Annotated in this window: 22 protein-coding genes; 12 read left to right on the plus strand and 10 right to left on the minus strand. The window is 66.9% G+C overall.

Annotation, left to right across the window (positions count from 1 at the left end):
* Window positions 1-24: 24 nt before the first annotated feature.
* The 3 genes from AC5P98_RS05410 to AC5P98_RS05420 all read left to right on the plus strand — a co-directional run bounded on the left by AC5P98_RS05410 (window position 25) and on the right by AC5P98_RS05420 (window position 3463).
* Window positions 25-714, plus strand: a complete 690-nt coding sequence (locus AC5P98_RS05410; protein ID WP_014646835.1) for a glutathione S-transferase family protein — start codon at window positions 25-27, stop codon at window positions 712-714.
* 32 nt (window positions 715-746) lie between these two features.
* Window positions 747-2312 carry a protein adenylyltransferase SelO gene (locus tag AC5P98_RS05415; protein ID WP_049404197.1) on the plus strand — a complete coding sequence of 522 codons (1566 nt, stop codon included), beginning with the start codon at window positions 747-749 and terminating at the stop codon, window positions 2310-2312.
* A gap of 614 nt (window positions 2313-2926) precedes the next feature.
* On the plus strand, window positions 2927-3463 hold the full coding sequence (locus AC5P98_RS05420) for an adenine phosphoribosyltransferase (protein ID WP_049405272.1): 537 nt from the start codon (window positions 2927-2929) through the stop codon (window positions 3461-3463).
* A gap of 174 nt (window positions 3464-3637) precedes the next feature.
* On the opposite strand, the gene dbpA is transcribed toward AC5P98_RS05420, so the two are convergent.
* Together dbpA and AC5P98_RS05430 are read right to left on the minus strand one after the other, a co-directional pair.
* Window positions 3638-5014 (minus strand): ATP-dependent RNA helicase DbpA, encoded by a 1377-nt coding sequence (gene dbpA, locus AC5P98_RS05425; protein WP_049405270.1) that lies wholly within the window; start codon window positions 5012-5014, stop codon window positions 3638-3640.
* 183 nt (window positions 5015-5197) lie between these two features.
* Window positions 5198-6277, minus strand: a complete 1080-nt coding sequence (locus AC5P98_RS05430; RefSeq protein ID WP_032960449.1) for a YeiH family protein — start codon at window positions 6275-6277, stop codon at window positions 5198-5200.
* Window positions 6278-6378: 101 nt separating this feature from the next.
* Between AC5P98_RS05430 and AC5P98_RS05435 the strand changes: the two genes are divergently transcribed.
* Together AC5P98_RS05435 and AC5P98_RS05440 are read left to right on the plus strand one after the other, a co-directional pair.
* Entirely contained in the window at window positions 6379-7254 is an 876-nt protein-coding gene (locus tag AC5P98_RS05435; protein ID WP_014646840.1) for a LysR substrate-binding domain-containing protein, read from the plus strand.
* Between the two features lie 356 nt (window positions 7255-7610).
* Window positions 7611-9494 (plus strand): ATP-binding cassette domain-containing protein, encoded by a 1884-nt coding sequence (locus tag AC5P98_RS05440; protein ID WP_014646841.1) that lies wholly within the window; start codon window positions 7611-7613, stop codon window positions 9492-9494.
* A 153-nt stretch (window positions 9495-9647) separates the two neighbouring features.
* Here AC5P98_RS05440 and AC5P98_RS05445 read toward each other — a convergent pair whose 3' ends face one another.
* Window positions 9648-10109: a c-type cytochrome gene (locus AC5P98_RS05445; RefSeq protein WP_005416218.1), complete on the minus strand. Its 462-nt coding sequence runs from the start codon at window positions 10107-10109 to the stop codon at window positions 9648-9650.
* A 9-nt stretch (window positions 10110-10118) separates the two neighbouring features.
* Entirely contained in the window at window positions 10119-10508 is a 390-nt protein-coding gene (locus AC5P98_RS05450) for a c-type cytochrome (protein ID WP_014646842.1), read from the minus strand.
* A 205-nt stretch (window positions 10509-10713) separates the two neighbouring features.
* Between AC5P98_RS05450 and AC5P98_RS05455 the strand changes: the two genes are divergently transcribed.
* Genes AC5P98_RS05455 through AC5P98_RS05465 form a run of 3 tightly spaced genes read left to right on the plus strand, consistent with a single transcriptional unit; the run spans window position 10714 to window position 18460 of the window.
* On the plus strand, window positions 10714-11859 hold the full coding sequence (locus tag AC5P98_RS05455) for an efflux RND transporter periplasmic adaptor subunit (protein WP_049403875.1): 1146 nt from the start codon (window positions 10714-10716) through the stop codon (window positions 11857-11859).
* 56 nt (window positions 11860-11915) lie between these two features.
* The gene (locus AC5P98_RS05460; protein ID WP_425603917.1) at window positions 11916-15377 is read left to right on the plus strand and encodes an efflux RND transporter permease subunit; all 3462 of its coding nucleotides are present in this window, start codon (window positions 11916-11918) and stop codon (window positions 15375-15377) included.
* Complete coding sequence (locus AC5P98_RS05465; protein ID WP_014646844.1) at window positions 15374-18460, plus strand: efflux RND transporter permease subunit; 3087 nt, start codon at window positions 15374-15376, stop codon at window positions 18458-18460. The genes AC5P98_RS05460 and AC5P98_RS05465 overlap by 4 nt, the downstream gene beginning before the upstream one ends.
* A gap of 135 nt (window positions 18461-18595) precedes the next feature.
* On the opposite strand, the gene AC5P98_RS05470 is transcribed toward AC5P98_RS05465, so the two are convergent.
* From AC5P98_RS05470 to ykgO, 6 genes are all read right to left on the minus strand, one after another.
* Window positions 18596-19816 (minus strand): TraB/GumN family protein, encoded by a 1221-nt coding sequence (locus tag AC5P98_RS05470; RefSeq protein ID WP_014646845.1) that lies wholly within the window; start codon window positions 19814-19816, stop codon window positions 18596-18598.
* Window positions 19817-19820: 4 nt separating this feature from the next.
* Entirely contained in the window at window positions 19821-20351 is a 531-nt protein-coding gene (locus AC5P98_RS05475) for a GNAT family N-acetyltransferase (protein ID WP_049404550.1), read from the minus strand.
* 14 nt (window positions 20352-20365) lie between these two features.
* Window positions 20366-21253: a carbon-nitrogen hydrolase gene (locus AC5P98_RS05480; protein WP_049419256.1), complete on the minus strand. Its 888-nt coding sequence runs from the start codon at window positions 21251-21253 to the stop codon at window positions 20366-20368.
* A gap of 160 nt (window positions 21254-21413) precedes the next feature.
* Window positions 21414-22451 (minus strand): agmatine deiminase family protein, encoded by a 1038-nt coding sequence (locus AC5P98_RS05485; protein ID WP_032960746.1) that lies wholly within the window; start codon window positions 22449-22451, stop codon window positions 21414-21416.
* 39 nt (window positions 22452-22490) lie between these two features.
* Window positions 22491-22790: a hypothetical protein gene (locus AC5P98_RS05490; RefSeq protein ID WP_227837998.1), complete on the minus strand. Its 300-nt coding sequence runs from the start codon at window positions 22788-22790 to the stop codon at window positions 22491-22493.
* A gap of 175 nt (window positions 22791-22965) precedes the next feature.
* Window positions 22966-23091, minus strand: a complete 126-nt coding sequence (ykgO, locus tag AC5P98_RS05495; RefSeq protein WP_005409283.1) for a type B 50S ribosomal protein L36 — start codon at window positions 23089-23091, stop codon at window positions 22966-22968.
* Window positions 23092-23288: 197 nt separating this feature from the next.
* Here ykgO and cmk point away from each other — a divergent pair, with 197 nt between their 5' ends.
* The 4 genes from cmk (at window position 23289) to AC5P98_RS05515 (ending at window position 26605) form a co-directional block, all read left to right on the plus strand.
* Window positions 23289-23966: a (d)CMP kinase gene (gene cmk / locus AC5P98_RS05500; RefSeq protein WP_014036894.1), complete on the plus strand. Its 678-nt coding sequence runs from the start codon at window positions 23289-23291 to the stop codon at window positions 23964-23966.
* Window positions 23967-24164: 198 nt separating this feature from the next.
* Window positions 24165-25850, plus strand: a complete 1686-nt coding sequence (gene rpsA, locus AC5P98_RS05505; RefSeq protein ID WP_005416230.1) for a 30S ribosomal protein S1 — start codon at window positions 24165-24167, stop codon at window positions 25848-25850.
* 87 nt (window positions 25851-25937) lie between these two features.
* On the plus strand, window positions 25938-26243 hold the full coding sequence (locus AC5P98_RS05510) for an integration host factor subunit beta (protein WP_005409286.1): 306 nt from the start codon (window positions 25938-25940) through the stop codon (window positions 26241-26243).
* Between the two features lie 77 nt (window positions 26244-26320).
* Window positions 26321-26605 (plus strand): LapA family protein, encoded by a 285-nt coding sequence (locus AC5P98_RS05515; protein WP_014646849.1) that lies wholly within the window; start codon window positions 26321-26323, stop codon window positions 26603-26605.
* Window positions 26606-26608 lie beyond the last annotated feature (3 nt).

Consider the following 26608-nt stretch of genomic DNA (forward strand, 5'->3'; position numbering starts at 1 on the left):
GCGTCTCCCCAAGGGATCACCCCCATGCGCATCGTCCACCATCTGGAAAACTCCCGTTCGCTGCGCGTGCTGTGGATGCTGGAGGAGCTGGGGTTGGACTACGAACTGCGCCGCTATCCGCGCGATCCGAAGACGCTGCTGGCGCCGCCGGAACTGCGCAACGTGCATCCGCTCGGCAAGTCTCCGGTACTGCAGGATGGTGAGCTGGTACTGGCCGAGTCCGGCGCGATCCTCGACTACCTCGCTGATCGTTACGACACGCAACGCCAGCTGTCGCCGTCACCAATGCCGGCCGACGGGGCCGAACGCATCGCTTACCGCTACTGGCTGCACTACGCCGAAGGCTCGGCGATGCCACCGTTGCTGCTGACCCTGGTGATGGGCCGCATACGCAACGCGCCCATGCCGTTCTTCGCGCGCCCGATCGCACGCAGCATTGCCGACAAGGCCGAGCGCGGCTTCATCGGCCCGCAGCGGCGCCTGCACCTGGACTGGATGGAGCGCCGCCTGGCCGAAAGCCCGTGGTTTGCCGGCGAGCGTTTCAGTGCGGCCGACATCCAGATGAGCTTCCCGATCCAGGCCGCTGCCGCGCGCGGTGGTGGCCTGGACGACAAACCGGCACTGCGTGGCTTCCTCAAGCGTATCGGTGAACGCCCGGCCTACCAGCGTGCCGAGGCCCACGGCGGCCACCTGCAGGCGCTCGGCGGCAATTGAGGAGGGCGGTCGTCGCCCTCATCTCCAGCACCATGGATACCGACACTCCCCGTTTCGACAACCGCCTGCTGCACACCCTGCCGGGCGACCCCGAATCCGGCCCGCGCAGGCGCGAAGTGCTGGGCGCGGCCTGGTCGCCCGTGATGCCGACCCCGGTGACGGCGCCCACGCTGTTGGCCTGGGCGCCGGACGTCGCCGAAATGCTTGGCTTCGATACCGCTGAAGTCGAAAGCGAAGGTTTCGCGCAGGTATTCGGCGGCAATGCGCTGTACGCCGGCATGCAGCCGTGGGCAGCCAACTACGGTGGCCATCAGTTTGGCCACTGGGCCGGCCAGCTCGGCGACGGGCGTGCGATTTCGCTGGGTGAGCTGGTTGCGCCGGATGGCCAGCACTGGGAGCTGCAGTTGAAGGGGGCCGGGCCAACGCCGTACTCGCGGGGGGCCGATGGACGGGCAGTGCTGCGCTCATCGATCCGCGAATTCCTGTGCAGCGAGGCGATGCATCACCTTGGCGTGCCGACTACGCGCGCGTTGTCACTGGTCGGCACCGGTGAGGACGTGGTGCGCGACATGTTCTATGACGGCCATCCGCGTGCCGAGCCAGGCGCCATCGTATGCCGGGTCTCGCCGTCGTTCCTGCGCTTCGGTTCGTTCGAACTGCCGGCCTCGCGCGGTGAAACCGCCCTGCTGCAGCAGCTGGTGGATGCCTGCATCGCCCGCGACTTCCCCGAACTGCAAGGGCAGGGCGAGGCGCTGTACGGCGACTGGTTCGCGCAGATCGCGGTGCGCACCGCCGAGATGATCGCGCACTGGATGCGTGTCGGCTTCGTGCACGGCGTGATGAACACCGACAACCTGTCCGTGCTCGGTGTGACGCTGGATTACGGCCCCTATGGCTGGGTCGAGGACTTCGATCCGGACTGGACGCCGAACACCACCGACGCCCAGGGGCGCCGCTACCGCTTTGGCACCCAGCCGCAGGTGGCGTACTGGAACCTGAGCCGATTGGCGCAGGCGCTGTCGCCGCTGTTCGCCGATGTCGCACCGCTGCAGGCAGGCCTGGCGGCCTACCAGTCCACGTTCGTGGCCTGCACGCGTCGCGATGCTGCAGCGAAGCTGGGGCTGGCTGCTGCCGACGATGATGACCTGCAGCTCTACCAGCGCTGGCAACAGCTGATGCAGGAGGGCGCAATGGACATGACCCTGGCCTGGCGCGCACTGATGCGCATCGACCCGGCGGCAGCAGATGCGACGATTCTGGACGCGGTGTACTACGACGAGGCGCGGCGACAGGCAGTGCAGGCACCGCTGCAGCACTGGCTGCAGGACTACGCAGCGCGCCTGCGCCGCGATCCGCTGGCGGCCAGCGAACGCCAAGCGAAGATGGCAGCGGCCAACCCGCTGTACGTGCTGCGCAACTGGCTGGCCCAGGAAGCGATCGACCGCGCAGAGCAGGGGGATCTCGGCGGCGTCCATGCACTGCAGGACGTGCTGCGCGACCCGTACACCGAGCGTGCCGGCCTGGAACACTTCGCTGGCAAGCGCCCGGCGTGGGCCGACAATCGCGCCGGTTGCTCGATGCTGTCCTGCAGTTCCTGAGGGTGGGTTTCGGCAGGGCTGCGCCCTGCACCTGCGGAGGCCAGATCAACAGCCAGAGCAAAAGCGGATTCCGTGGTTTGGCGGGGCGGTGTCGGAGTGCGGGGACGCTGCAAGTACGTCCCTGTAAGCTTGGCAGCCGCATCCATGCGGCTGACACCCCGCACTCCGACACCGCCCCACCCCCGACAGATTCCCGCGGCTGTGGGTAGGTGTCGACCTTGGTCGACACATCTGTCAGATATCGAATGAAATTCCGGGGTCAGATCCGTTTTCCTTCGTAAAACGGATCTGACCCCATGAGCAATTCCGACAGATCGCAGGAAACTGTCGAAGGCGGGGTGGGTCCGGTTGCGGGGAGGTGAACGCCATGGATGGCGCGACCGAGCCTACACGGACGTATTTACGGCGTCCCCCGCAACCGGACCCGCCCCGCCATCCCCCGGAATGCAGGCTGTTGCTGTTGCTGTTGCCGTTGCCGTTGCCGTTGCTGTTGAGGTTGCCGGCCAGCGGCCGGCACTACCGCAGGTGCCGGGCGCAGCCCGGCCGGACACCACCAACAGGCAGGCGGCGCCCGGAACAGGTACCCTATGCCGCCATCAGATAGCCAATGTGACATGACCGACGCCATCGTCGCTCCGCAGTGGGCCTCCCGCCTGCGCGACATCGCCGACTTCCCCAAGCCCGGCATCCTGTTCAAGGACATCATGCCGCTGCTCGCCCATGGCGAGGATTTCCGCGGCGCGATCACCGCGATGGCCGACCGTTGGCGCGACCAGAAGCTGGACGCAGTGGTCGGCATCGAATCGCGTGGGTTCATCCTCGGTGCCGCGATGGCGCTGGAGCTGGGCGTCGGCTTCGTGCCGGTGCGCAAGCCGGGCAAGCTGCCGGGCCAGGTCCTGCGCGAAGAATACACGCTGGAATACCGCAGCGACTGCATCGAAGTGCATGCCGATGCGCTGCCGGCTGGCGCCCGCGTGGTGATCATCGACGACGTGCTGGCCACCGGCGGCACGCTGGTCGCTGCGCTGTCGCTGGTGCGCCGCCTGGGCGTTGAAGTGGTCGGCGCCGGTGTACTGGTCGAACTGGACGGCCTCGGAGGTCGCGCCCGCTGGGAATCGGACCTGCCGCTGCACACCGAACTGGTGTTCTGACCGAAGGGTGGGTGCCAACCAGGGTTGGCACCTGCCAGCGTGAATGGCCGGGAGCCGGTCGTTGCCAACCTTGGTTGGCAGCACTTTTCGCGACGGGTGCCATGGACGGGCCAACCAAGGTTGGCCGCTACCAGGCCAGATCGTTACCAACCGTGGTTGGCAACGCTGCTTCAATCACATCATCCGCACGCGGAAACGACGGCCCTTGATCTTGCCGGCTTCCAGCTTGGCCACGGCCTTGTTGGCCTGCTCACGCGCGATCGCCACATAGGAGCGGGTCGGGAAGATCGCGATCTTGCCGATGAACTTGCTCGACAGGCCGGCATCACCGGTCAGCGCACCGAGGATGTCGCCCGGGCGCAGCTTGTCGGTCTTGCCACCGTCGATGCGCAGCGTGCGCATCGCGGCCTGCGGCAGTTCGGCCGGGCGCGAGGTTGCCAGCGGCGTCTTCTGCCAGTCCAGCGGCTGCCCCATCTGCGCTTCGATGGCGTCGGCGCGGGTCTTCTCGCGGCCGGCCACCAGGCTGATCGCCAGGCCGCTGGCACCGGCGCGCCCGGTACGGCCCACGCGGTGCTGGTAGCTCTCCACGTCGGTCGGCAGTTCGTAGTTGATCACCGCCGCCAGCTCTTCCACGTCCAGGCCGCGCGCGGCGACGTCGCTGGCGACCAGCACGTTGCAGCTGCGGTTGGCCAGCAGCAACAGCACTTCCTCGCGGTCGCGCTGCTCCATGTCGCCATGCAGGGCCAGTGCGGAGAAGCCGAACTGCTGCAGCGAGTTGGCCACTTCGTCCACGTCCTTGCGGGTGTTGCAGAACACGACCGCCGATTCCGGCGTGTACTTGAGCAGCAGGCCGGCCAGCGCCTTCTGGCGGTGCGCCGGTTCCACCTCGCAGAACAGGTGGCGGATGGCGGGGGCCTGGTCGGCGCCTTCCACGGTCACTTCCACCGCGTCGCGCAGCAGGTCACGCGCCATGGCGCGGATGCTGTCGGGGAAGGTGGCGGAGAACAGCAGGCTCTGGCGATCCTTGTGGGTGCGGCCGGCGATCTCGCGGATCGGCTCCTCGAAGCCCATGTCGAGCATGCGGTCGGCCTCGTCCAGCACCAGCGTGCGCACCGCGCCCAGGTTCAGCGCGCGCTTGCGTGCCAGCTCCTGCACGCGGCCGGGCGTGCCGACCACCACATGCGGATCGTGGCCTTCAAGCGACGCCAGCTGCGGGCCCAGCGGCACGCCGCCCACCAGCAGCAACAGCTTCAGGTTGGGGATGCCGGTGGCCAGCTTGCGGATCTGCTTGCCGACCTGGTCGGCCAGTTCGCGGGTCGGGCACAGCACCAGCGCCTGCACGCGGATCAGGCTGGGGTCGATGGACTGCAGCAGGCCAAGGCCGAAGGCGGCGGTCTTGCCGCTGCCGGTGGGTGCCTGTGCGATCACATCACGGCCATCGAGGATGGCCGGCAGGCTCTGCGCCTGCACGGGGGTGAGGGTGGTGTAGCCGAGGGCATCCAGGCCGGGCTGCAGGGCCGGGCTCAGCGGCAGGGTCGAGAAGTCAGTCATGGCGCATTGTACCTGCCTGCGCGGCCGGTCCCGCCTGATCGGATGGGGTCGAATCCCTTTCCGCAGGAAAGGGCTCCGACCCCATCGGAGTCGTCATCCACGCAGGGCGTGAATACACCCGGGGGCATCCACGCATGGCGTGGATCTACGGGTGGATGCCGACCTGGATCGGCACGCTCCTGCTCAGCCAAGCACCGCCAGTACACCCTGATGGATCGCCAGGCCACCGAACAGCAGCCAGGCGAACAGGATCAGCGCCAGCAGCAGCGGCTTCAGCCCGGCCTGGCGCAGCGCCGAGACGTGGGTGGTCAGGCCCAGCGCGGCCATCGCCATCGCCAGCAGCACGGTATCCAGCTGCACCAGCCCCGCCTGCAGGCCCGCCGGCAGCAGATGCAGCGAGTTGAACCCGGCCACCGCCACGAAACCAAAAGCGAACCACGGCACCACGATGCGCGCCTTGCTGCCGTCGGCGCTGGCCTTGCCGCCACGCGCCAGCCACAGCGACAGCGCGACCAGGAACGGCGCCAGCAGCATCACCCGCACCATCTTGGTGATCACCGCCGTGTCGGCCGCTGCTTCGTTGACCGCGCGGCCTGCCGCCACCACCTGTGCCACTTCATGCACCGTCGCACCGGTGAACAGGCCGTACTGCCGCGCGTCCATTGCCAGCCAGCCGTGCGACTGCACCAGTGCATACAACGCCGGGTAAAGGAACATCGCCAGCGTGCCGAACACCACCACCGTAGAGACCGCGACGGTGACCTGCGCAGCGCGGCCGCGCACCACCGGCTCGGCGGCCATCACCGCCGCCGCGCCGCAGATCGCGCTGCCGGCGCCGATCAGCATCGCCGCTTCGCGCTCCATCTTGAACACGCGCATGCCCAGCCAGCAGGCCAGCCCGAAGGTGCTGGCGACCACCAGCACGTCCATCAGCACGCCGGCCACGCCGACGTGGCCGATGTCCTGGAAGGTCAGGCGCAGGCCGTACAGCACGATGCCGGCGCGCAACAGCCAGTGCTTGGAGAAGCCGACACCGGCCGCGCTGCTCGGCGCCAGCCGCGGGTAAAGGGTGTTGCCGACCACGATGCCGGCGACGATGGCCACGGTCAGCGCGCTCAGGCCATGCGCCTGGAGCCAGGGAAGCTGGGCCAGGTACAGCGACGCCGCCGCGATCAGGCCCACCAGCAGCAGGCCGGGCAGGCGAGGCTGCCAGCGTTGGCGCAGGGCGGGCAGGGACCAGGAGGAGAGAGCGGTGGCGTTCATGGCGCGACAGGACTGGAGTGATGGGCCAAGCGTGCGCCTGTGTCACTGACCTGTAAAACGAATAATATGGGTGAAACCTACCTATAAAGCGGGTACATTCCATGCGCCTGACCTTGCGCCAGCTGCAGGTCTTCGTCGCCATCGCCGACCATGGCACCACCACTGCCGCCGGCCAGGCCGTCGCGCTCTCGCAGTCGGCCAGCAGCGCCGCCCTGCAGGAGCTGGAGGCGCACTTCGGCACCCCGCTGTTCGACCGCATCGGCCGCCGCCTGGCGCTGAACGGGCACGGCCGCGCGCTGCTGGAGCCGGCGCGCACCTTGCTGGTCAACGCCGCCGATCTGGAGCGGCAGCTGGCCGCCGGCGGCGACCCGTCGCAGGGCGCACCGCTACGGCTGGTGCTGGCCGCCAGTACCACCATCGGCAACTACCTGCTGCCGCCACGCATCGCCGAACTGCTGCGGCAGGCGCCGCAGGCCGAGGTCGATCTGCGCATCGACAACAGTGCCGGCGTGGTCGCCGCGGTACAGCGCCTGGACGTCGACGCCGGCCTGATCGAAGGCCCGTGCCATGAGCGTGGCCTGCAGGTGACCGCCTGGCAGCAGGACCCACTGGTGATCGTGGCTGCCGCCGATGCCCGCGCACGCTGGTCGCTGGATGAACTGCGCCGCGCACGCTGGCTGCTGCGTGAGCCTGGCTCCGGCACCCGCGAAGCCGTGGAACAGGCCCTGCTGCCGCACCTGCGTGGCTTCGCGCAGACCCTGCAGCTGGGCAATACCGAAGCGATCAAGCAGGCCGCCATCGCCGGCCTCGGCCTGGCCTGCCTGTCGCGCCACGCGCTGGAAGAGCCGCTGGCCCTGGGCCGCCTGCGCGTGCTCGAGACTCCGCTGCCGGCCCTGCAGCGCACCCTGTGGCTGGTGCGCCACCCCGGCAAGCAATGGCTGCCGGGGTTGCAGGCGTTGCTGGGGGAGGTGGGGTAGCCATCAGATTTCCAGTCGACTCCATCCATCGACCCTTCTTGTAGCGCTCATCCACGCATGGCGTGGATCTACCGTGTCGACCAAGGTCGACACCCACCAGAGCAGAATGTAGTTCCGACAGATTGCAGGAATCTGTCGAAGGTGGGATGGGTCCGGTTGCGGGGGTGTCCGCGGCATGGATGCCGCGGCCAAGCCCCCAGAGACGGGTTTACGGCGTCCCCCGCGACCGGACCCATCCCGCCATCCCACAGGAAACCAGCTTTTGACGTTGCCGTTGAGGTTGCCGGCCAGCGGCCGGCACTACCGCGGGTGCCGGGTGCAACCCGGCCGACGCCCCCAACCCGTACAATATCCGGATGCCTCTGATTACTCTGCAGAACGTCGACTTCAGCGTCGGCGGCCCGTTGTTGCTGGAAAAGGCCGAACTGTCGATCGAGCCGGGCGAACGCATCGCCCTGATCGGCCGCAACGGCGCCGGCAAATCCACCCTGCTCAAGCTGCTGTCCGGCGACCACAAGCCCGATGACGGCGAAGTCCGCGTGCAGCAGGGCGTGCGCGTCACCCGCCTGGAGCAGGAAGTGCCACACGGCGCCGCCGGCTCGGTGTTCGACGTCGTTGCCGATGGTCTCGGTGAACTGGGCCAGTGGCTGGCCGAGTTCCACCATCTCAGCCATGCCGAGGTCTTCGATGGCGAAGCGCTCGGCAACGTGCAGGCCAAGATCGACGCCGCCAACGGCTGGGGCCTGGACCAGCGTGTCAGCGAAACGCTGACCAAGCTCGACCTCGACGGCGATGCCGAATTCGGCCGCCTGTCCGGCGGCATGAAGCGCCGCGTGCTGCTGGCCCGTGCACTGGTCTCCAGCCCGGACGTGCTGCTGCTGGACGAACCGACCAACCACCTGGACATCGAAGCCATCGACTGGCTCGAAGCGTTCCTGAAGGGCTGGAGCGGCAGCGTGGTGTTCGTCACCCATGACCGCCGCTTCCTGCGTGCGCTGGCCACCCGCATCGTCGAGATCGATCGCGGCCAGGTCACCAGCTGGCCGGGCGACTGGGCCAACTACGAGCGCCGCCGCGAGGAACGCCTCAATGCGCAGGCGCAGGAAAATGCCCGCTTCGACAAGCTGCTGGCGCAGGAAGAAGTCTGGATCCGCCAAGGCATCAAGGCCCGTCGTACCCGCGACGAGGGCCGCGTGCGCCGCCTCAAGGCGATGCGCACCGAACGCTCGCAGCGCCGCGACCTCAGCGGTAACGTCAAGATGGAAGCCGCGCAGGGCGTCAGCTCCGGCAAGAAGGTCATCGACGTCAAGGACATTTCGTTCGCCTTCGGCGAGCGCACCATGGTCCGCGATTTCACCACCACCATCCTGCGTGGCGACCGCATCGGCCTGATCGGCCCCAACGGCAGCGGCAAGACCACGCTGCTGAAGCTGCTGCTGGGTGAACTGCAGCCGGCCAAGGGTGAGGTCAATGCGGGCACCAACCTGCAGATCGCCTATTTCGACCAGTACCGCGCGGTGCTGCGCGAAGACTGGAGCGCGATCGAGAACGTGGCCGAAGGCCGCGATTTCCTCGAGTTCAACGGCAAGCGCAAGCACGTGCATGCCTACCTGCAGGACTTCATGTTCACCCCCGAGCGCGCGCGTGCGCCGATCACCCGCCTGTCCGGTGGCGAGCGCAACCGCCTGCTGCTGGCCAAGCTGTTCGCGCAGCCGTCCAACCTGCTGGTGATGGACGAACCGACCAACGACCTCGACGTGGAAACCCTGGAGCTGCTGGAAGAGCTGCTGGGCGAGTACACCGGTACGCTGCTGCTGGTCAGCCACGACCGTGACTTCATCGACAACGTGGTGACCTCCACGCTGGTGATGGAAGGCGACGGCGTGATCGGCGAGTACGTCGGTGGCTACAGCGACTGGCAGCGCTATGCGGCCAGCGTGGCTGCACCTGCCGCGGCCCCGGCTGCCAAGCCGGCGACTGCTGCACCGGCCGCTGCTGCGGCCGCGACTCCCGCAGCCCCCAAGCGCAAGCTGGCGTACAAGGAAGCGCGCGAGCTGGAGCAGCTGCCAAAGACCATCGAGAAGCTGGAAGGCGATGTCGAAGGGCTGACCTCAGCGATGAACGACCCATCGTTCTACACCCGCAGCAGTGCTGAAGTGACGGCGCACACCCAGCAGCTGGCCAAGGTGCAGGCCGAACTGGATGCCGCTTACGCGCGCTGGGAAGAGCTGGAAGGCTGAGCGTTGACCGGCGCCAGCGATCGCGCCGATTGATGTAGAGCCGAGCCCACGCTCGGCTCAGCAGATCCACGCCATGCGTGGATATCCGGAATCTGTGCGGACCAACGGTCCGCACCTACCAACCGACGGTCCGCGCCGACCGGGGGGCGGCCGTCATTTGACCCCGTGCAGATCCCGCAGCTGGCTCGGCCGGCTGCCGAAGTACGCCGCCAGATCGGCGATGTCCTGATCACTCAGGTCCTTCGCCTGCGGCGTCATCAGCGCATGCTGGCGGTCACCGGCGCGGTAGGCCTGCAGCGCGTGCGCCAGGTAGTCACCGTACTGCCCACCCAGCTTCGGATAGGTCGGATCGATCGGCGCATTGCCGTCGGCCCCATGGCAGTCGATGCAGCTCTGGTTGGTGGCTTTGCCCTTCACCTTGGCGCGGGCCTCACCGGCGGCCTCGCGACCTGCCGGCAGGCCGGCGGAGGACGATGAACCGTGCTCGCCGCTGGCATGGCCCGGGTCGGCGGCCGATTTTTCGCTGTTTTCCACCTGCGACTGTGAGCAGGCGGCCAGCAGCAGGGCAACGGACAGGGCGATGGCGTGACGCATCGGATGCGCGGCTTTCGACATGGGCGGGCCTTACTTGACGGTGGACAGGTAAACAGAGAGATCGGCGATCTCCTGTTCGCTGAAACTCATCGACTGCGCCTGCATCGTCGGATGCCGGCGCTTGCCCTGGCGGTACTCGGTCAGGGCCTGGGCCAGGTACTGCTGGGTCTGGCCGCCGATCTTCGGCACCCGGTAACTGGGGTAGGCGTTCTTGTAGCCGGTGATCCCGTGGCAGCCCTGGCAGGTGTAGGCCAGGACGCGGCCATTGTCGAAGTTGCCGGTGGGTGCGGCGGGCGCTGGCGCAACGGCGGGAGCCGGGGCCGGGGCGGGTGTGGCAGGAGCAGGAGCGGGCTGTGCGGCGGCCCCAAGGGGCAGGAGGACGGCCAGAGCGAGACAAGCGGCGAGCGGCTGCGGGCGCATGGTGTCGTTTCCGGGGATTCGGGTCTGGTCGTTCCGGCGTGGGGTACGGAACGACCCGAGTATAGCCTCAGGTTTCATCTAGCTGAAATGGGGTCGGGCCGACCGGCGGCGTGAAGGCACCATGACCTTTGGGATATGGTGTTGCCGTGAAGTGGTGCATTACTTTGCTACCACACCTGTCCACGCATCCTTCAGGGACCCGACGATGTCGCACCCAACCTTCCTGTCCGGCCGTCGCAGCGGAATCTGCGCTGCCGCACTGCTGATCTCCACCTCCCTGCTGCTGGGCGGTTGCGCCGCAGGGCCCAATTCCGAAGCCAAGGCTGCCGAGACCAAGGAGGAAAAGAAGGTCGATGCGGTCCCGGTCGAGGTGGCGGTGGCCAGCCATCGTGCCGTCGCGGCCAGCTACACCGGCACTGCCGCGCTGGAACCACGCGCCGAGTCGCAGGTGGTCGCCAAGACCTCCGGCGTGGCGCTGGCGGTGCTGGTCGAGGAAGGGCAGCGGGTCACCGCCGGCCAACCGCTGGTGCGGCTGGACCCGGATCGTGCACGGCTGGCCGTTGCACAGAGCGAAGCGCAGATGCGCAAGCTGGAAAACAATTACCAGCGCGCACAGAAGCTGGTCGGCCAGCAGATGGTCAGCGCCGCCGATGTCGACCAGCTGCGCTACGACCTGGAAAACGTCCGCGCGCAGTACCGGCTGGCCACGCTGGAGCTGTCCTACACCACGGTGGTGGCGCCGATCTCCGGCGTGATCGCATCGCGCTCGATCAAGACCGGCAACTTCGTGCAGATCAACACGCCGATCTTCCGCATCGTCGACAACTCGCGGCTGGAAGCCACCCTCAACGTGCCCGAGCGTGAACTGGCCACCCTGCGCGCCGGCCAGCCGGTGACGCTGGCGGCCGACGCGTTGCCGGGGCAGAGCTTCACCGGCACCGTTGATCGCATCGCGCCGGTGGTGGATTCGGGCAGCGGCACGTTTCGCGTGGTCAGCGCCTTCGACGGCGCCGCACACGCGCTGCAGCCCGGCATGTTCGGTCGCATCCGCATCGACTACGACCAGCGTGCCGATGCGCTGGTCGTACCGCGCCTGGCGTTGCTCGACGACGGTGAGCCGGCGGTGTTCCGCGTGCGCGAAGGCAAGGTCGCACGCGTTCCGGTCAAGCTGGGTTACGCCGAGGGCCCGTGGGTGGAGATCCGTGATGGCCTGGCGCCCGGTGATCAGGTGGTCACCGCCGGCAAGGTCGCCCTGCGCGACGGCACAACGGTGCAGGTGATTGCCGATCCGAAGGCGAAGACGGTCGCTGCGGCCGCCAAGCCCGCAGACAAGGCCGGGAGCAAGCAATGACCGCCCCGGGCCACGACCACGGTGCCTCGCCGGCGAGCGACGGCGCCGCCGGCGGCATGCGCGGCGGCCTGGTGGAGTTTGCCACCCGCCGCCGCGTGACCATCGCCATGTGCACGGTCACGCTGCTGCTGTTCGGCCTGATCGCGCTGGGCAATCTCAAGGTCAACCTGCTGCCCGACCTGAGCTACCCGACGCTGACCGTGCGCACCGAATACACCGGTGCAGCGCCGACTGAAATCGAAACCCTGATCACCCAGCCGGTCGAAGAAGCGGTCGGCGTGGTCAAGAACCTGCGCAAGCTGAAGTCGGTCTCGCGCACCGGCCAGAGCGACGTGGTGCTGGAATTCGCCTGGGGCACCAACATGGACCAGGCCAGCCTGGAGGTGCGCGACAAGATGGAAGCGCTGAACCTGCCGCTGGAGGCCAAGGCCCCGGTGCTGCTGCGCTTCAATCCGTCAACCGAGCCGATCATGCGCCTGGTGCTGTCGAACAAGACGGCGCCGACCAGCGATGCCGATGCGGTGCGCGAGCTGACCGGCCTGCGCCGCTATGCCGATGAAGACCTCAAGAAGAAGCTGGAGCCGGTCACCGGCGTGGCGGCAGTGAAGGTGGGCGGCGGCCTGGAGGACGAGATCCAGGTCGACATCGACCAGCAGAAGCTTGCCCAGCTGAACCTGCCGATCGACACCGTCATCAAGCGCCTGAAGGACGAGAACATCAACATTTCCGGCGGCCGCCTGGAGGAGGGCTCGCAGCGCTTCCTGGTGCGTACCGTCAACCAGTTCGCCGACCTGGAGGAGATCCGCAACCTGCTGGTGACCACCCAGGCCGCCAATGGCAGCGCGGCGGACTCGGCGCTGCAGCAGATGTTCAACATCGCCGCGTCGACCGGTTCGGCGGCCGCCATCGCGGCGGCGTCGGCGGCACAGAGCGCATCGTCCGGCGGTGGCTCCAGCGTGGTTGCCAACGGCGTGCCGGTGCGCCTGAAGGACGTGGCCACCGTGCGCCAGGGCTACAAGGAGCGCGAAGCGATCATCCGCCTGGGCGGCAAGGAGTCGGTCGAGCTGGCCATCTACAAGGAAGGCGACGCCAACACCGTGTCCACCGCTGAAGCGCTGCGCAAGCGCCTGGAGCAGATCAAGGGCACGTTCCCGTCCGATGTCGAGCTGACCACCATCGAGGACCAGTCGCGCTTCATCGAGCACGCCATCGCCGACGTCAAGAAGGATGCCGTGATCGGCGGCCTGCTGGCGATCCTGATCATCTTCCTGTTCCTGCGCGATGGCTGGAGTACGTTCGTGATCAGCCTGTCGTTGCCGGTCTCGATCATCGCCACGTTCTTCTTCATGGGCCAGCTCGGCCTGAGCTTGAACGTGATGTCGCTGGGTGGCCTGGCATTGGCCACCGGCCTGGTGGTGGATGACTCGATCGTGGTGCTGGAGAGCATCGCCAAGGCCCGTGAGCGTGGCCTGGGCATCCTGCAGGCGGCGATCGCCGGCACCCGTGAAGTGAGCATGGCCGTGGTCGCCTCGACCCTGACCACCATCGCGGTGTTCCTGCCGCTGGTGTTCGTCGATGGCATCGCCGGGCAGCTGTTCCGCGACCAGGCGCTGACCGTGGCGATCGCCATCGCGATCTCGCTGCTGGTGTCGATGACCCTGATCCCGATGCTGAGCTCGCTGAAGGGGCGGCCGCCGCTGGCGTTCCCGGAAGAGGCGCCGAACGCAGCATGGCAGCCGCAGAAGCGTTGGCAGAAGCCGGTTGCACTGGGCCGCCGTGGCGTGCTCGCCAGCGTGCGCTGGAGCTTCTATGCGCTGGCCTGGCTCGTGGTGCGCCTGTGGCGCGGCGTGGTGGCGGTGGTCGGCCCGGTGATGCGCAAGGCCAGCGACCTGGCGATGAAGCCCTATGCAGGCGCCGAGCAAGGCTACCTGCGCCTGCTGCCGAGTGCGCTGGCGCATCCCGGCAAGGTGCTGGGCGTGGCAGCCATCATTTTCGTGGCGACCATGGCGCTGGTGCCGATGCTTGGCGCCGACCTGATCCCGCAGCTGGCGCAGGACCGTTTCGAAATGACGGTGAAGCTGCCGGCCGGCACGCCGCTGAAGCAGACCGATGCGCTGGTGCGCGAGCTGCAGCTGGCGCATGGCAAGGGCGAAGGCGTGGCCTCGCTGTATGGCGTCAGTGGCAGCGGCACCCGGCTGGATGCCAGCCCGACCGAAAGCGGCGAGAACATCGGCAAGCTGACCGTGGTGATGGAAGGTGGCGGCAATGCGCACACTGAAGCGGCGATCACCGAGCGCCTGCGCGGCACCATGAGCCAGCACCCGGGTGCCCAGGTCGACTTCGCGCGGCCGGCGTTGTTCAGCTTTTCCACGCCGCTGGAAATCGAACTGCGCGGGCAGGACATGGCGACCCTGGAAGTGGCCGGCCAGCGCCTGGCGGCGATGCTGCGCGGCAACGCCCACTACGCCGACGTGAAGTCGACGGTGGAAGAGGGCTTCCCGGAAATCCAGATCCGCTTCGACCAGGAGCGCGCCGGTGCGCTGGGCCTGACCACCCGCCAGATCGCCGACGTGGTGGTGAAGAAGGTGCGTGGCGACGTCGCCACCCGCTACAGCTTCCGTGACCGCAAGATCGACGTGCTGGTGCGCGCCCAGGAAGGTGACCGCGCCAGCGTGGAGAGCATCCGCCGGCTGATCGTCAATCCGGGCAGCACCCGCCCGGTGACCCTGGACGCGGTGGCCGACGTGGTCGCCACCACCGGCCCCAGCGAGATCCATCGTGCCGACCAGACCCGGGTCGCGGTGGTATCGGCCAACCTGCGCGACATCGACCTCGGCGCCGCCATGCGCGAAGTGCAGCAGATGGTGGCCGAGCAGCCGCTGGGCGCGGGCGTCGGCCTGCACATCGGCGGCCAGGGCGAGGAACTGGCGCAGGCGGCGAAGTCGCTGATCTTCGCCTTCGGCCTGGCGATCTTCCTGGTCTACCTGGTGATGGCCTCGCAGTTCGAATCCCTGCTGCACCCGTTCGTGATCCTGTTCACCATCCCGCTGGCGCTGGTCGGCGCGATCCTGGCGCTGATGCTGACCGGAAAGCCCATCTCGGTGGTGGTGTTCATCGGCCTGATCCTGCTGGTCGGCCTGGTCACCAAGAACGCGATCATCCTGATCGACAAGGTCAACCAGCTGCGCGAGGCCGGCGTGGCCAAGCATGAGGCGCTGGTGGAAGGTGCGCGCTCGCGCCTGCGGCCGATCATCATGACCACGCTGTGCACGCTGTTCGGCTTCCTGCCGCTGGCGGTGGCGATGGGCGAGGGCGCCGAAGTGCGTGCACCGATGGCGATCACCGTGATCGGTGGCCTGCTGGTGTCGACGCTGCTGACGCTGCTGGTGATCCCGGTGGTGTACGACCTGATGGATCGTCGCGGCGACGCCTACTACCGTGAGCGCGGCCGCAAGCACGTCGGTGAAGGCCTGCATGGCGACGAGGGCGGCACAGCGGGTGTGGAGGAACCGGCATGAGTGTTGCCGAGTTTTCCATCCGCCGTCCGGTCACCACCATCATGTGCTTCGTGTCGCTGGTGGTGATCGGCCTGATCGCTTCGTTCCGGCTGCCGCTGGAGGCGTTGCCGGACATCTCCGCGCCGTTCCTGTTCGTGCAGATTCCCTACACCGGCTCGACCCCGGAAGAAGTGGAACGGACCATCATCCGTCCGGTCGAGGAATCGCTGGCGACGATGACCGGCATCAAGCGCATGCGCTCGTCGGCCACCTCCGAGGCGGCGCTGATCTACATCGAGTTCAGCGACTGGGACCGCGACATCGCCATTGCCGCGTCGGACGCGCGCGAGCGTATCGACGCGATCCGCAGCGACCTGCCCGACGACCTGCAGCGCTACAACGTGTTCAAGTGGTCCAGCAGCGACCAGCCCGTGCTGAAGGTGCGGCTGGCCAGCACCACCGACCTGACCACCGCCTATGACATGCTCGACCGTGAGTTCAAGCGGCGCATCGAGCGTATACCCGGCGTGGCCCGCGTCGATATCACCGGTGCGCCGCCGAACGAGGTGGAGATCGCCATCGATCCGAACCGGCTCAACGCGCATGGGTTGAGCATCAACGAGCTGAGCGAGCGCCTGCGCACGCTGAACTTCTCGATCTCGGCCGGGCAGATCGATGACAACGGCCAACGCGTGCGCGTGCAGCCGGTAGGCGAGATCACCGACCTTCAGGAGATGCGCGACCTGGTGATCAACGCCAAGGGCCTGCGCCTGGGCGACATCGCCGACGTGCGCCTGAAGCCGGCGCGGATGAACTACGGGCGCCGCCTGGACGGCAACCCGGCGGTGGGCCTGGACATCTTCAAGGAACGCAGCGCCAACCTGGTGGACGTTTCGCGTGCGGCACTGGCCGAGGTCGAGGCGATCCGCGCGCAGCCGTCGATGCGCGACGTGCAGATCAAGGTGATCGACAACCAGGGCAAGGCAGTGACGTCCTCGCTGCTGGAGCTGGCCGAGGCCGGCGCGGTCGGCCTGATCCTGTCGGTCACCGTGCTGTTCTTCTTCCTGCGCCATTGGCCGTCGACGCTGATGGTGACCCTGGCCATTCCGATCTGCTTCACCATCACCCTCGGCTTCATGTACTTCGTCGGGGTGACACTCAACATCCTGACCATGATGGGCCTGCTGCTGGCCGTCGGCATGCTGGTCGACAACGCGGTGGTGGTGGTGGAGAGCATCTACCAGGAGCGCGAGCGCATGCCGGGGCAGCCACGGCTGGCCTCGATCATCGGCACCCGCAACGTGGCCATCGCGCTCAGCGCCGGCACGCTGTGCCACTGCATCGTGTTCGTGCCGAACCTGTTCGGCGAGACCAACAACATCAGCATCTTCATGGCGCAGATCGCGATCACCATCTCGGTCTCGCTGCTGGCCTCGTGGCTGGTGGCGGTCAGCCTGATCCCGATGCTGTCCGCGCGCATGGCCACGCCCAAGCTGGTGCACTCGCAGACCGGCCTGATCGCGCGCCTGCAGCGACGCTATGCGCAGCTGCTGGACTGGTCACTGCATCACCGCGGTTGGAGCCTGCTCGGCATCCTGCTCGTGGTGCTGGTCAGCCTGGTGCCGATGAAGCTGACCAAGGTCGACATGTTCGGTGGTGAGGGTGGCAAGGACATCTTCATCGGCTACATGTGGAAGGGCGCCTACACCTACCGCCAGATGTCCGAGGAAGTGGCGCGGGTGGAGAACTGGATCGACCAGAACCGCGAGCGCCTGCACGTGAAGCAGGTGTATTCCTGGTACAGCGAGCAGGAAGGCAGCTCCACGGTGGTCACCCTGGACGAAAAATACGCCAAGGACATCAAGTCGCTGCAGGAGGAACTGCGCAAGGGCCTGCCGAAGTCGGCACGCACCGATTACTTCGTCGGCAACCAGGGCGGCGATGGCGGTGGCGGCAGCAACCAGGGCGTGCAGGTGCAGCTGGTGGGTGATTCCAGCTCGATGCTGCAGGAGATCGGCCAGGAAGTGGTGCCGTTGCTGGCGCAGCGTGCCGAGCTGCGTGACGTGCGCATCGACAACGGCGAGAAGGGCGGCGAGCTGAAGGTGCGCGTCGACCGCGAGCGTGCCGCAGCGTTCGGCTTCAATGCCGAGCAGGTGGCCAGCTTCGTCGGCCTGGCGCTGCGCGGCGCGCCGATGCGCGAGTTCCGCCGCGGTGACAACGAAGTGCCGGTGTGGGTGCGCTTTGCCGGCGCCGAGCAGAGCAGCCCGGAAGACCTGGCCGGTTTCAGCGTGCGCACCGGCGATGGCCGCAGCGTGCCGCTGCTGAGCCTGGTCACCGTGGACGTTGGTTCGTCGGCCACCCAGATCGGCCGCACCAACCGCCAGACCACGTTGACCATCAAGGCCAACCTGGCCGAGAAGGTCACCGCGCCGGACGGGCGCAAGGCGATCGAAGCCGTGCTCAAGCCGATGAACTTCCCGGCCGGCTATGGCTTCACTTTCGACGGCGGCGACTACGGCAACGACGACGAGGCCATGCAGCAGATGGTGTTCAACCTGCTGATCGCACTGGTGATGATCTACGTGGTGATGGCGGCGGTGTTCGAGTCGCTGCTGTTCCCGGCGGCGATCATGAGCGGCGTGCTGTTCTCGATCTTCGGCGTGTTCTGGCTGTTCTGGATCACCGGCACCTCGTTCGGGATCATGTCCTTCATCGGCATCCTGGTGCTGATGGGCGTGGTGGTGAACAACGGCATCGTGATGATCGAGCACATCAACAACCTGCGGCGCAGCGGCATGGGCCGCACCCAGGCGCTGGTGGAAGGCTCACGCGAACGCCTGCGCCCGATCATGATGACCATGGGCACGGCGATCCTGGCGATGATCCCGATCTCGCTGACCGATACGCAGATGTTCGGCAATGGCCCGGAGTATTCGCCGATGGCGCGCGCGATTGCGGGCGGCCTGGCGTTCTCGACGGTGGTCAGCCTGCTGTTCCTGCCGACGATCTATGCGGTGCTCGATGACCTGCGCAATGCCGTGACGCGGTTGATCCGCCGTGCACGCGGGCTGGAGAGGATGGAGCCGGGCGCTGCCCGGCTGTAATGCGCGCCAACGTGTTGTGGTGTGGGGGAGGCCGGTCGTAGTGGGGCGGTCTCCCCCTTTTTTTCTGCTCGCCGCGTCGCGGCGTCGCCCGAGCATGGGCTCGGGCGCTACAGATTCTGTGGCCGGTTGAGAGGCTTACCCCGCCACCTTGCCCCACACCTTGAAGGTGGTCAGCCACAGGCCGAGCATGCTGCCGATGTTGGTCAGCATGAAGGTCAGCACCACGCGGGTAACGCGATTGCGGTACCAGCCCTTCAGGCTCTGCGCATCGTCGCGCAGCTTCAGGAAGTCCTCGTAGGCCGGCTTGCGCAGGCGCGCTTCCACCAGCGCCGAGAATGCGCCGGTCGGGATGCTCAGGCGGAACGGCTTGAACGGGGCCACCGCGATCGCGGTAAGAATGCTCAGCGGGTGACCGCCTGCCAGCAGGCAGCCCAGGCCCGCCAGGCCGCCGGTATACATTGCCCAGGTCGCCAGCAGCTCGGTGCCCACGCCCAGGCCGCCGCGGTAGAAGCCCACACCGATGCCGGTCGCCACGATCGCCAGGATGCCGAGCGTGAACCACGGGATGTTGCGCTTCTTCGGCACCGCCTCCAGCTCGGCGCGCAGCGGCGCCGGTGCCTCGGTATCGGTTTCCAGGTAGCGCGCCAGCCCGGCCAGGTGACCGGCACCGACCACCGCCAGCACTTCACGCTGCTGCGGGGTGTGCTCCTCGCGCAGGCGCGTGGCCATGTAACGGTCGCGCTCACCGATGATGGTCTCGTACAGCGCCGGGCTCTCGCTGGCGAACTCACCAAAGCTCGATTCCAGCATGTCGCCCTGCTTGAGCTTTTCGATCTCGTTCTCGCCCACTTCCTCGGACGAGAACAGGCCAGCGCCCAGCCCGGCAACCAGCTTCAGCTTGCCGAAGAACCCAAGCCGCTGCGACGCCCGGCGGAAGGTCAGGCCGACCTCGCGGTCGATCAGGTGCACCGGCAGGTCGCGTTCGCGCGCCAGTTCCACCGCGCGTTTCAGTTCCGCGCCCGGCTCGATGTCGAGCTGTTCGGCCAGGCGGCGCTGGTAGGCGGACAGGGCCAGGTTGGCGGCGAACAGGGCGACGCGGCCCTTGCGGATCACCTCGACCAGGTCGAGCTTGGCCAGCGTGTCCGGGTCGCTCAGTGCCTGCAGGCGCTGCGGGTCCAGCTCGACGGCAACCGCATCGAAGCGGCCGCTGTCGATGGCTTTTTCCACGGCCTCGACGCTGGCGCGTGAGACATGGGCGGTGCCCAGCAGGGTGTAGCGCACGCCGTCGCGTTCGACGACGCGCACCGGCTGGCCGGCGAACAGGTCGTCACCGGTCTCGGGAAGGGTTTCGGTCATGGGTTCATTCATTGGAAGGTGCGGTGTCGGCGCCATCGCCGAGCGCGCGCTGCATCTGCACGGTATCCAGCCAGCGGCCATGCTTGCGGCCGAGGCCACGGAACACGCCGACCAGCTCGAAGCCGAAGCGTTCGTGCAGCTTGATTGAAGCGGTATTGGTCGGTTCGCCGATCACCGCCACCATCTGCCGGTAGCCACGCGCCACGCAGGCGTCGATCAACGCCTGCAGCAGGCCGGTGCCGACGCCCTTGCCCTGGAACGCGGCATCGACGTAGACCGAGTTCTCAACGGTCCACTGGTAGGCGACGCGGGTGCGGTAGGTGTTGGCGTAGGCATAGCCGGCCACCTGGCCGTCGATCTCGGCGACCAGGTAGGGGAAGCCGCGATCGACGATGTCACGCATGCGGCGCAGCATCTCGGTCGCGTCCGGAATGTCGTACTCGTAGGTGTTGACGAAGTCAGTCACTTCCACCGCGTAGATCGCGGTGATCGCGTCGATGTCGGCCGGGCCGGCATCACGGATGAGGACGGCCATGCGCGGGCTCCGGCTCAGTCGATGTAGCGCTTGAGCAGGTCGCCGTAGGCATCGATGCGGCGATCACGCAGGAAAGGCCAGATGCGGCGCACATGCTCGCTGCGCTGCAGGTCGACGTCGCACAGCAGCACGGTGGCCTCGGTGCCGGCCTCGGCCAGGAACTCGCCCTGCGGGCCCAGCACGTGGCTGTTGCCCCAGAACTGGATGCCCGACGCGCCCAGCGGCGAGGCCTCGTGGCCGACGCGGTTGCAGCTCAGCACCGGCAGGCCGTTGGCCACCGCATGGCCGCGATGGCTCAGCACCCAGGCGTCGCGCTGGCGGGTCTTCTCGTCCTGCACGTCGTCCGGATCCCAGCCGATCGCAGTCGGATACAGCAGCAGCTCGGCGCCGGCCAGCGCCATCAGGCGCGCCGCTTCCGGGTACCACTGGTCCCAGCACACCAGCACGCCCAGGCGGCCCACCGAGGTATCGATCGGCGTGAAGCCGATGTCGCCCGGGGTGAAGTAGAACTTCTCGTAGAAGCCCGGGTCGTCCGGGATATGCATCTTGCGGTACTTGCCGAGCAGCGTACCGTCCTTCTCGAACACCACGGCGGTGTTGTGGTACAGCCCGGCAGCGCGGCGCTCGAACAGCGAGCCGACCAGCACCACGCCATGCTGCTTCGCCAGCGCGCCCAGGCGCTCGGTGCTCGGGCCCGGAATCGGCTCGGCCAGGTCGAACTCGTCCACCGATTCGTGCTGGCAGAAGTACGGGCCGTTATGCAGTTCCTGCAGCAGCACCAGCTTGGCACCCTGCGCAGCCGCCTCGGCCACGCGTGCTTCGATCACCGCCAGGTTGGCGGCGGCATCACCGTGGTTGCGCTCCTGGATCAGGGCGACGGTAAGGGGGCTGCGCGAGTTCATGCGGGGCGTTCCTGCGGGGGAAAACCAGCATGTTAGCGCGGATGGGCGGCGACGGCGTGTCGCGCGCTGAATGGCGCAGCGGGTAGTGCCGGCCGCTGGCCGGCAATCCCGTGGATCCATCAGGCATTGCAGGGTTGCCGGCCAGCGGCCGGCACGACCGTTACGCCTTCAACAGCCCGGCCGGCAGCTGCATGGTGATGCAGTGCAGGCTGCCGTTCTGCCAGATCAGCGAGCGGCAGGGCACCTGCACGATCTCTCGGCCCGGGTGCGCCTGTGCCAGCACGTCGCGGGCCAGGTCATCGGCCGGGTCGCCATAGGCCGGCATCAGCACCGCGCCATTGACGATCAGGTAGTTGGCGTACGAGGCAGCCAGGCGACGGCCTTCGTCGATCACCGGCCGGGCCCACGGCAGCGGGAACAGGCGGTACGGCTGGCCATCCTTGGTGCGTAGCGCGGCCAGCTCATTGCCCATCGCCTGCAGTTCGGCGTAATGCGAGTCGCTCTCGTCGTCGCAGGCCTGGTAGACGATGCTGTCAGCGGAGGCGAAGCGGGCGAGGGTATCGATGTGCGCGTCGGTGTCGTCGCCTTCCAGGTAGCCGTGGTCCAGCCACAGCACGCGGTCCTGCTGCAGCCAGTCGGCCAGGTCGGCGCTCAGGCTGGCGCGGTCGCGATCTGGGTGGCGCTCGTGCAGGCACTTCCAGGTGGTCAGCAGGGTGCCTTCACCGTCGGTCTCGATGCCGCCGCCTTCCAGCGCGAACGGAATGCTGCGGACCGGCGCATCGTTGAATACGCCGGCCTGGTCGAGCACGCCCACCAGCTGGTCATCCAGGGTGGCGTCGAACTTGCCGCCCCAGCCGGTGAAGCGGAAATCCAGCAGCTGGAAGCCGCCGTCGGCACGGCGCAGGGTGATCGGGCCGGAGTCGCGCAGCCAGGTATCGTCGTAGGCCGCCGTGGTGAAGTGGACCTTGTCCATGTCGATGCGGTTGGAGCGCAGTCGCATCTCGGCGTAGGTCTCCACATCGTCGTCGGCCACGCAGATCAGCACCGGCTGGAAGCGGGTGATGGCCGCGACCAGGGCGATGTAGGTCTCTTCCACCTGGCCCAGGCGGTCAGCCCAGTCGGTATCGGCGGTGGGCCAGGCAATCAGGACGCCGCTCTGGGCTTCCCACTCGGCAGGAAAACGAAGGGTCTGGTTCATGGTCTCGCTACACAGGCCCGCCCACGGCGGGTAATGGGATCAACGGATCGGCGGTTTCGGGCCGATTTCGTTCGGGTCCGCCTGGTTGGCCACCACGTCGATCACCTTCTGCTTCTCGAAGTAGACGGTGAACTGCGGGTACACCCAGCGGTTGATGGTCGGCCATTGCCGTTTCTGCCCGCCACGCGGCTGCAGCTGCTCGCTGGGCGCGCCGAACTGCGCCTGCACCTGCTGCATGCTCTGGCCGCGCACGGGCAGGGCACCGGCCGGCTTCTCGCGGGCGCGGTCGACAAGCAGGGTATCGGCCAGTGCCGGTGTGGCGGCGGCCAGGGTGGCCATCACGGCCAGGGCGGACAGGTAACGCTTCATCTCGATCTACTCCCCAGTGGTCAAGAAAGGCGATTACAGCAAAAACGGCAGGAAAAAGCCGCATAAACAAAAAACCGCCCGAAGGCGGTTTCTTGCATCGGGTCGGCCCCGCGTAGGGCCAGCCGCAGCCGGAAGGCTGTGAGGCTTAGCGCTGACGCGCCTTGAAACGCGGGTTCGACTTGCAGATGACGAAGATCTTGCCACGACGACGCACGACCTTGCAGTCACGGTGACGGGCCTTCGCCGACTTCAGGGAGGACAGGACTTTCATGGCATACCTCGGCGTAAACAGTAGTTGTTCGGGTGGAGCGTGGCCGCGATATGCGAAAGACAATCGGCAGTTGACGCTCGTTCAAGCCCGCCATTCTACCGGGCTTTTCCTCGTGGTTTCAAGTGGTTGCACAAAAGATCCCGCTGGGGGCGTCTGGCAGGGGCTAGAATGGCCTCTTCACACGCTCTGGGACCCCCATGAATCCACTCGCTCCCGTCCTGACCATCGACGGCCCATCCGGGGCCGGCAAGGGTACCATCAGCCGCATCATCGCGCGCCGGATGGGCTGGCATTACCTGGATTCGGGCGCGCTGTACCGGGCGGTGGGCGTGGCCGCAAGCTGGGCCGACATCGATACCTCCGACGCCTCGGCGCTGGTGCGTTGCACCTTCGACACCCACGTTCAGTTTGTCGAGCAGGGCGATGCCATGCGGGTCATGGTCAACGGCACCGATGCCACCGACGAGCTGCGCCTGGAGACCACCGGTGCGCTGGCCTCGGCCATTGCCGCCATTCCCGAGGTCCGCGCTGCCCTGAAGGAGCGCCAGCGCGCATTCAGGGAGCTGCCGGGCCTGGTCGCCGACGGCCGCGACATGGGCACGGTGATCTTCCCGGACGCCTCCTACAAGGTCTTCCTGACCGCCAGTGCCGAGGAGCGCGCCGAGCGCCGGCATAAGCAGTTGAAAGACAAGGGGGTTTCTGTTAACTTTGATGACCTCCTGCGCGAGATCATGGCCCGCGACGCCCGTGATGCCCAGCGTACCGTGGCGCCCCTGAAGCCGGCAGACGATGCTGTCCTCATCGACACCACAGGCATCGGCATCGATGATGTCGTTGCCAGAGTGATGGATCTGCTTCCGGTTCCGGCTGCCTGATCCGTTCGCGCGGGAGCGCTGCCAGCAGCATCGGCGGTGGTCGCGCATAGCAGTGCTGTACCAGCTCCGTCGCGCAATGATGCGTGGCGGTTTTCCTACTACACACGACCTGCGTTTCCGGGGTCGACCAACAGGCGGGCGGTCGCCATTCCCCTGAAGGGGACGCCACCGACCCATGTGTCCAACAGAGTAAATCTAATGACCGAATCATTTGCCGAACTGTTTGAAGCCAGCCAGGCCAATCTGGCCAAGCTGAAGCCGGGCGCCATCGTCAGCGGTACCGTTGTTGAAGTCCGCGGCGACGTCGTGGTGATCAACGCTGGCCTGAAGTCCGAAGGCATCGTGCCGATCGAACAGTTCCGTAACGACGCTGGCGAAATCGACGTCGCCGAAGGCGACATCGTCAAGGTCGCCCTCGACTCGATCGAGAACGGCTTCGGCGAAACCGTCCTGTCGCGCGAGAAGGCCAAGCGCGCGATGGTGTGGGACGAGCTGGAAGAAGCGTTGGAAAAGAACGAAACCATCACCGGCCGCATCAGCGGCAAGGTCAAGGGTGGTTTCACCGTGGACATCAAGGATGTCCGCGCCTTCCTGCCGGGTTCCCTGGTCGATGTGCGCCCGGTGCGCGATCCGGCCTACCTGGAAGGCAAGGAACTCGAGTTCAAGCTCATCAAGCTGGACCGCAAGCGTAACAACGTCGTGGTCTCGCGCCGCGCTGTCGTCGAAAGCGAGCACTCGGAAGAGCGCGAGCAGCTGATGGACAAGCTGCAGGAAGGCGCGATCCTGAAGGGTGTCGTCAAGAACCTGACCGATTACGGCGCGTTCGTGGACCTGGGCGGTATCGACGGCCTGCTGCACATCACCGACATGGCGTGGAAGCGCGTGCGTCACCCGTCGGAAGTCGTGAACGTCGGCGACGAGCTGGACGTCCGCGTGCTGAAGTTCGACCGCGAGCGCAACCGCGTTTCGCTGGGCCTGAAGCAGCTGGGCGAGGATCCGTGGGACAACATCGGCCGTCGTTACCCGGCCAACAGCCGCGTCTTCGGCAAGGTCTCCAACGTCACCGATTACGGTGCGTTCGTTGAGATCGAGCCGGGCGTCGAAGGCCTGGTGCACGTCTCGGAGATGGATTGGACCAACAAGAACGTCAACCCGTCCAAGGTTGTCCAGGTTGGTGATGAAGTCGAAGTGATGGTGCTGGACGTCGATGAAGAGCGTCGCCGTATCTCGCTGGGCATGAAGCAGGTTGCCGCCAATCCGTGGGAAACCTTCGCTGCCACCCACAAGAAGGGTGACAAGGTGTCGGGCCAGATCAAGTCGATCACCGACTTCGGCATCTTCATCGGCCTGGACGGCGGCATCGACGGCCTGGTCCACCTGTCCGACATCAGCTGGAACACCACCGGCGAAGACGTCGTTCGCAACTTCAAGAAGGGCGATACCCTGGACGCCGTCGTCCTGGCTGTCGATCCGGAGCGCGAGCGCATCTCCCTGGGCGTGAAGCAGCTGGAGCAGGATCCGTTCGGCCAGTACATGGCTGCCAATCCGAAGGGCTCCAAGGTCGAAGGCGTGGTGAAGGAAGTCGACGCCAAGGGCGCGATCATCGAGCTGGCTGACGGCATCGAAGGTTACGTCTCGGCCCGCGACATCGCCAACGAGCGCGTTGACGACGCCACCCAGCACCTGAAGGTCGGCGACAAGGTCGAAGCCAAGTTCGTGGGCATGGACCGCAAGGGCCGTACCCTGCAGCTGTCGATCAAGGCCAAGGACGACGCGGAAATGCGCGAAGTGCTGGAGGAATACCAGTCCTCTTCGGCTTCCAGCGGCACCACCCAGCTGGGCGCGCTGCTGCGTGCACAGCTGAACGGCAACAAGTCCGAGTAATCGGCCTTACGCTGTTCGTTGTTTCCTGGACGGCCCGGGCATTGCCCGGGCCGTTTCAGGCTGAGATGCCCCTGATGTGAGCCGGTAATGACCAAATCCGAACTGATCGAAATCCTTGCGCGCCGCCAGGCGCACCTGAAGGCCGATGATGTCGATCTGGCGGTGAAGTCGTTGCTGGAAATGATGGGCGGATCGCTGTCCGCCGGGGATCGCATCGAAATCCGTGGATTTGGCAGCTTCTCGCTGCACTATCGTCCGCCGCGCCTGGGTCGCAACCCGAAGACCGGCGAATCGGTTGCCCTGCCGGGCAAGCATGTCCCCCATTTCAAGCCGGGCAAGGAACTGCGCGAGCGGGTCAGCAGTGTGCTGCCGCTGGACGCCGATCCGGCCTGAGCCTTCCGTCGCGCCACCGCGTGCGAATCCAGCCGCGAGTCGGATAAGCTACGGACTCCTGCCACTGGAGCTGTCGCATGAAGGTTTTTCGTCTGCTGGTCCTGCTGGCGGTACTCATTCTTGGGTTGATCATCGGTGCCATGAACATGGACGAGATGACCATCAACCTGCTGTTCACCCAGCTTAAGACCTCGGTCGGCGTGGCCATCATTGCCGCGTTGCTGATCGGCGTCATCGTTGGCGCTGGCCTGGTGCTGGTGAGCGTGGTCATTCCGCTCTACAGCCAGCTGCGCCGCGCCAACAAGTCCGCTGCCGCCACGCCGGCACCGGTTGCTTCCCCTCAATCTTTTGATGGACGCTGATCG

The organism is Stenotrophomonas sp. YJH_SMC_135, from assembly GCF_059372355.1.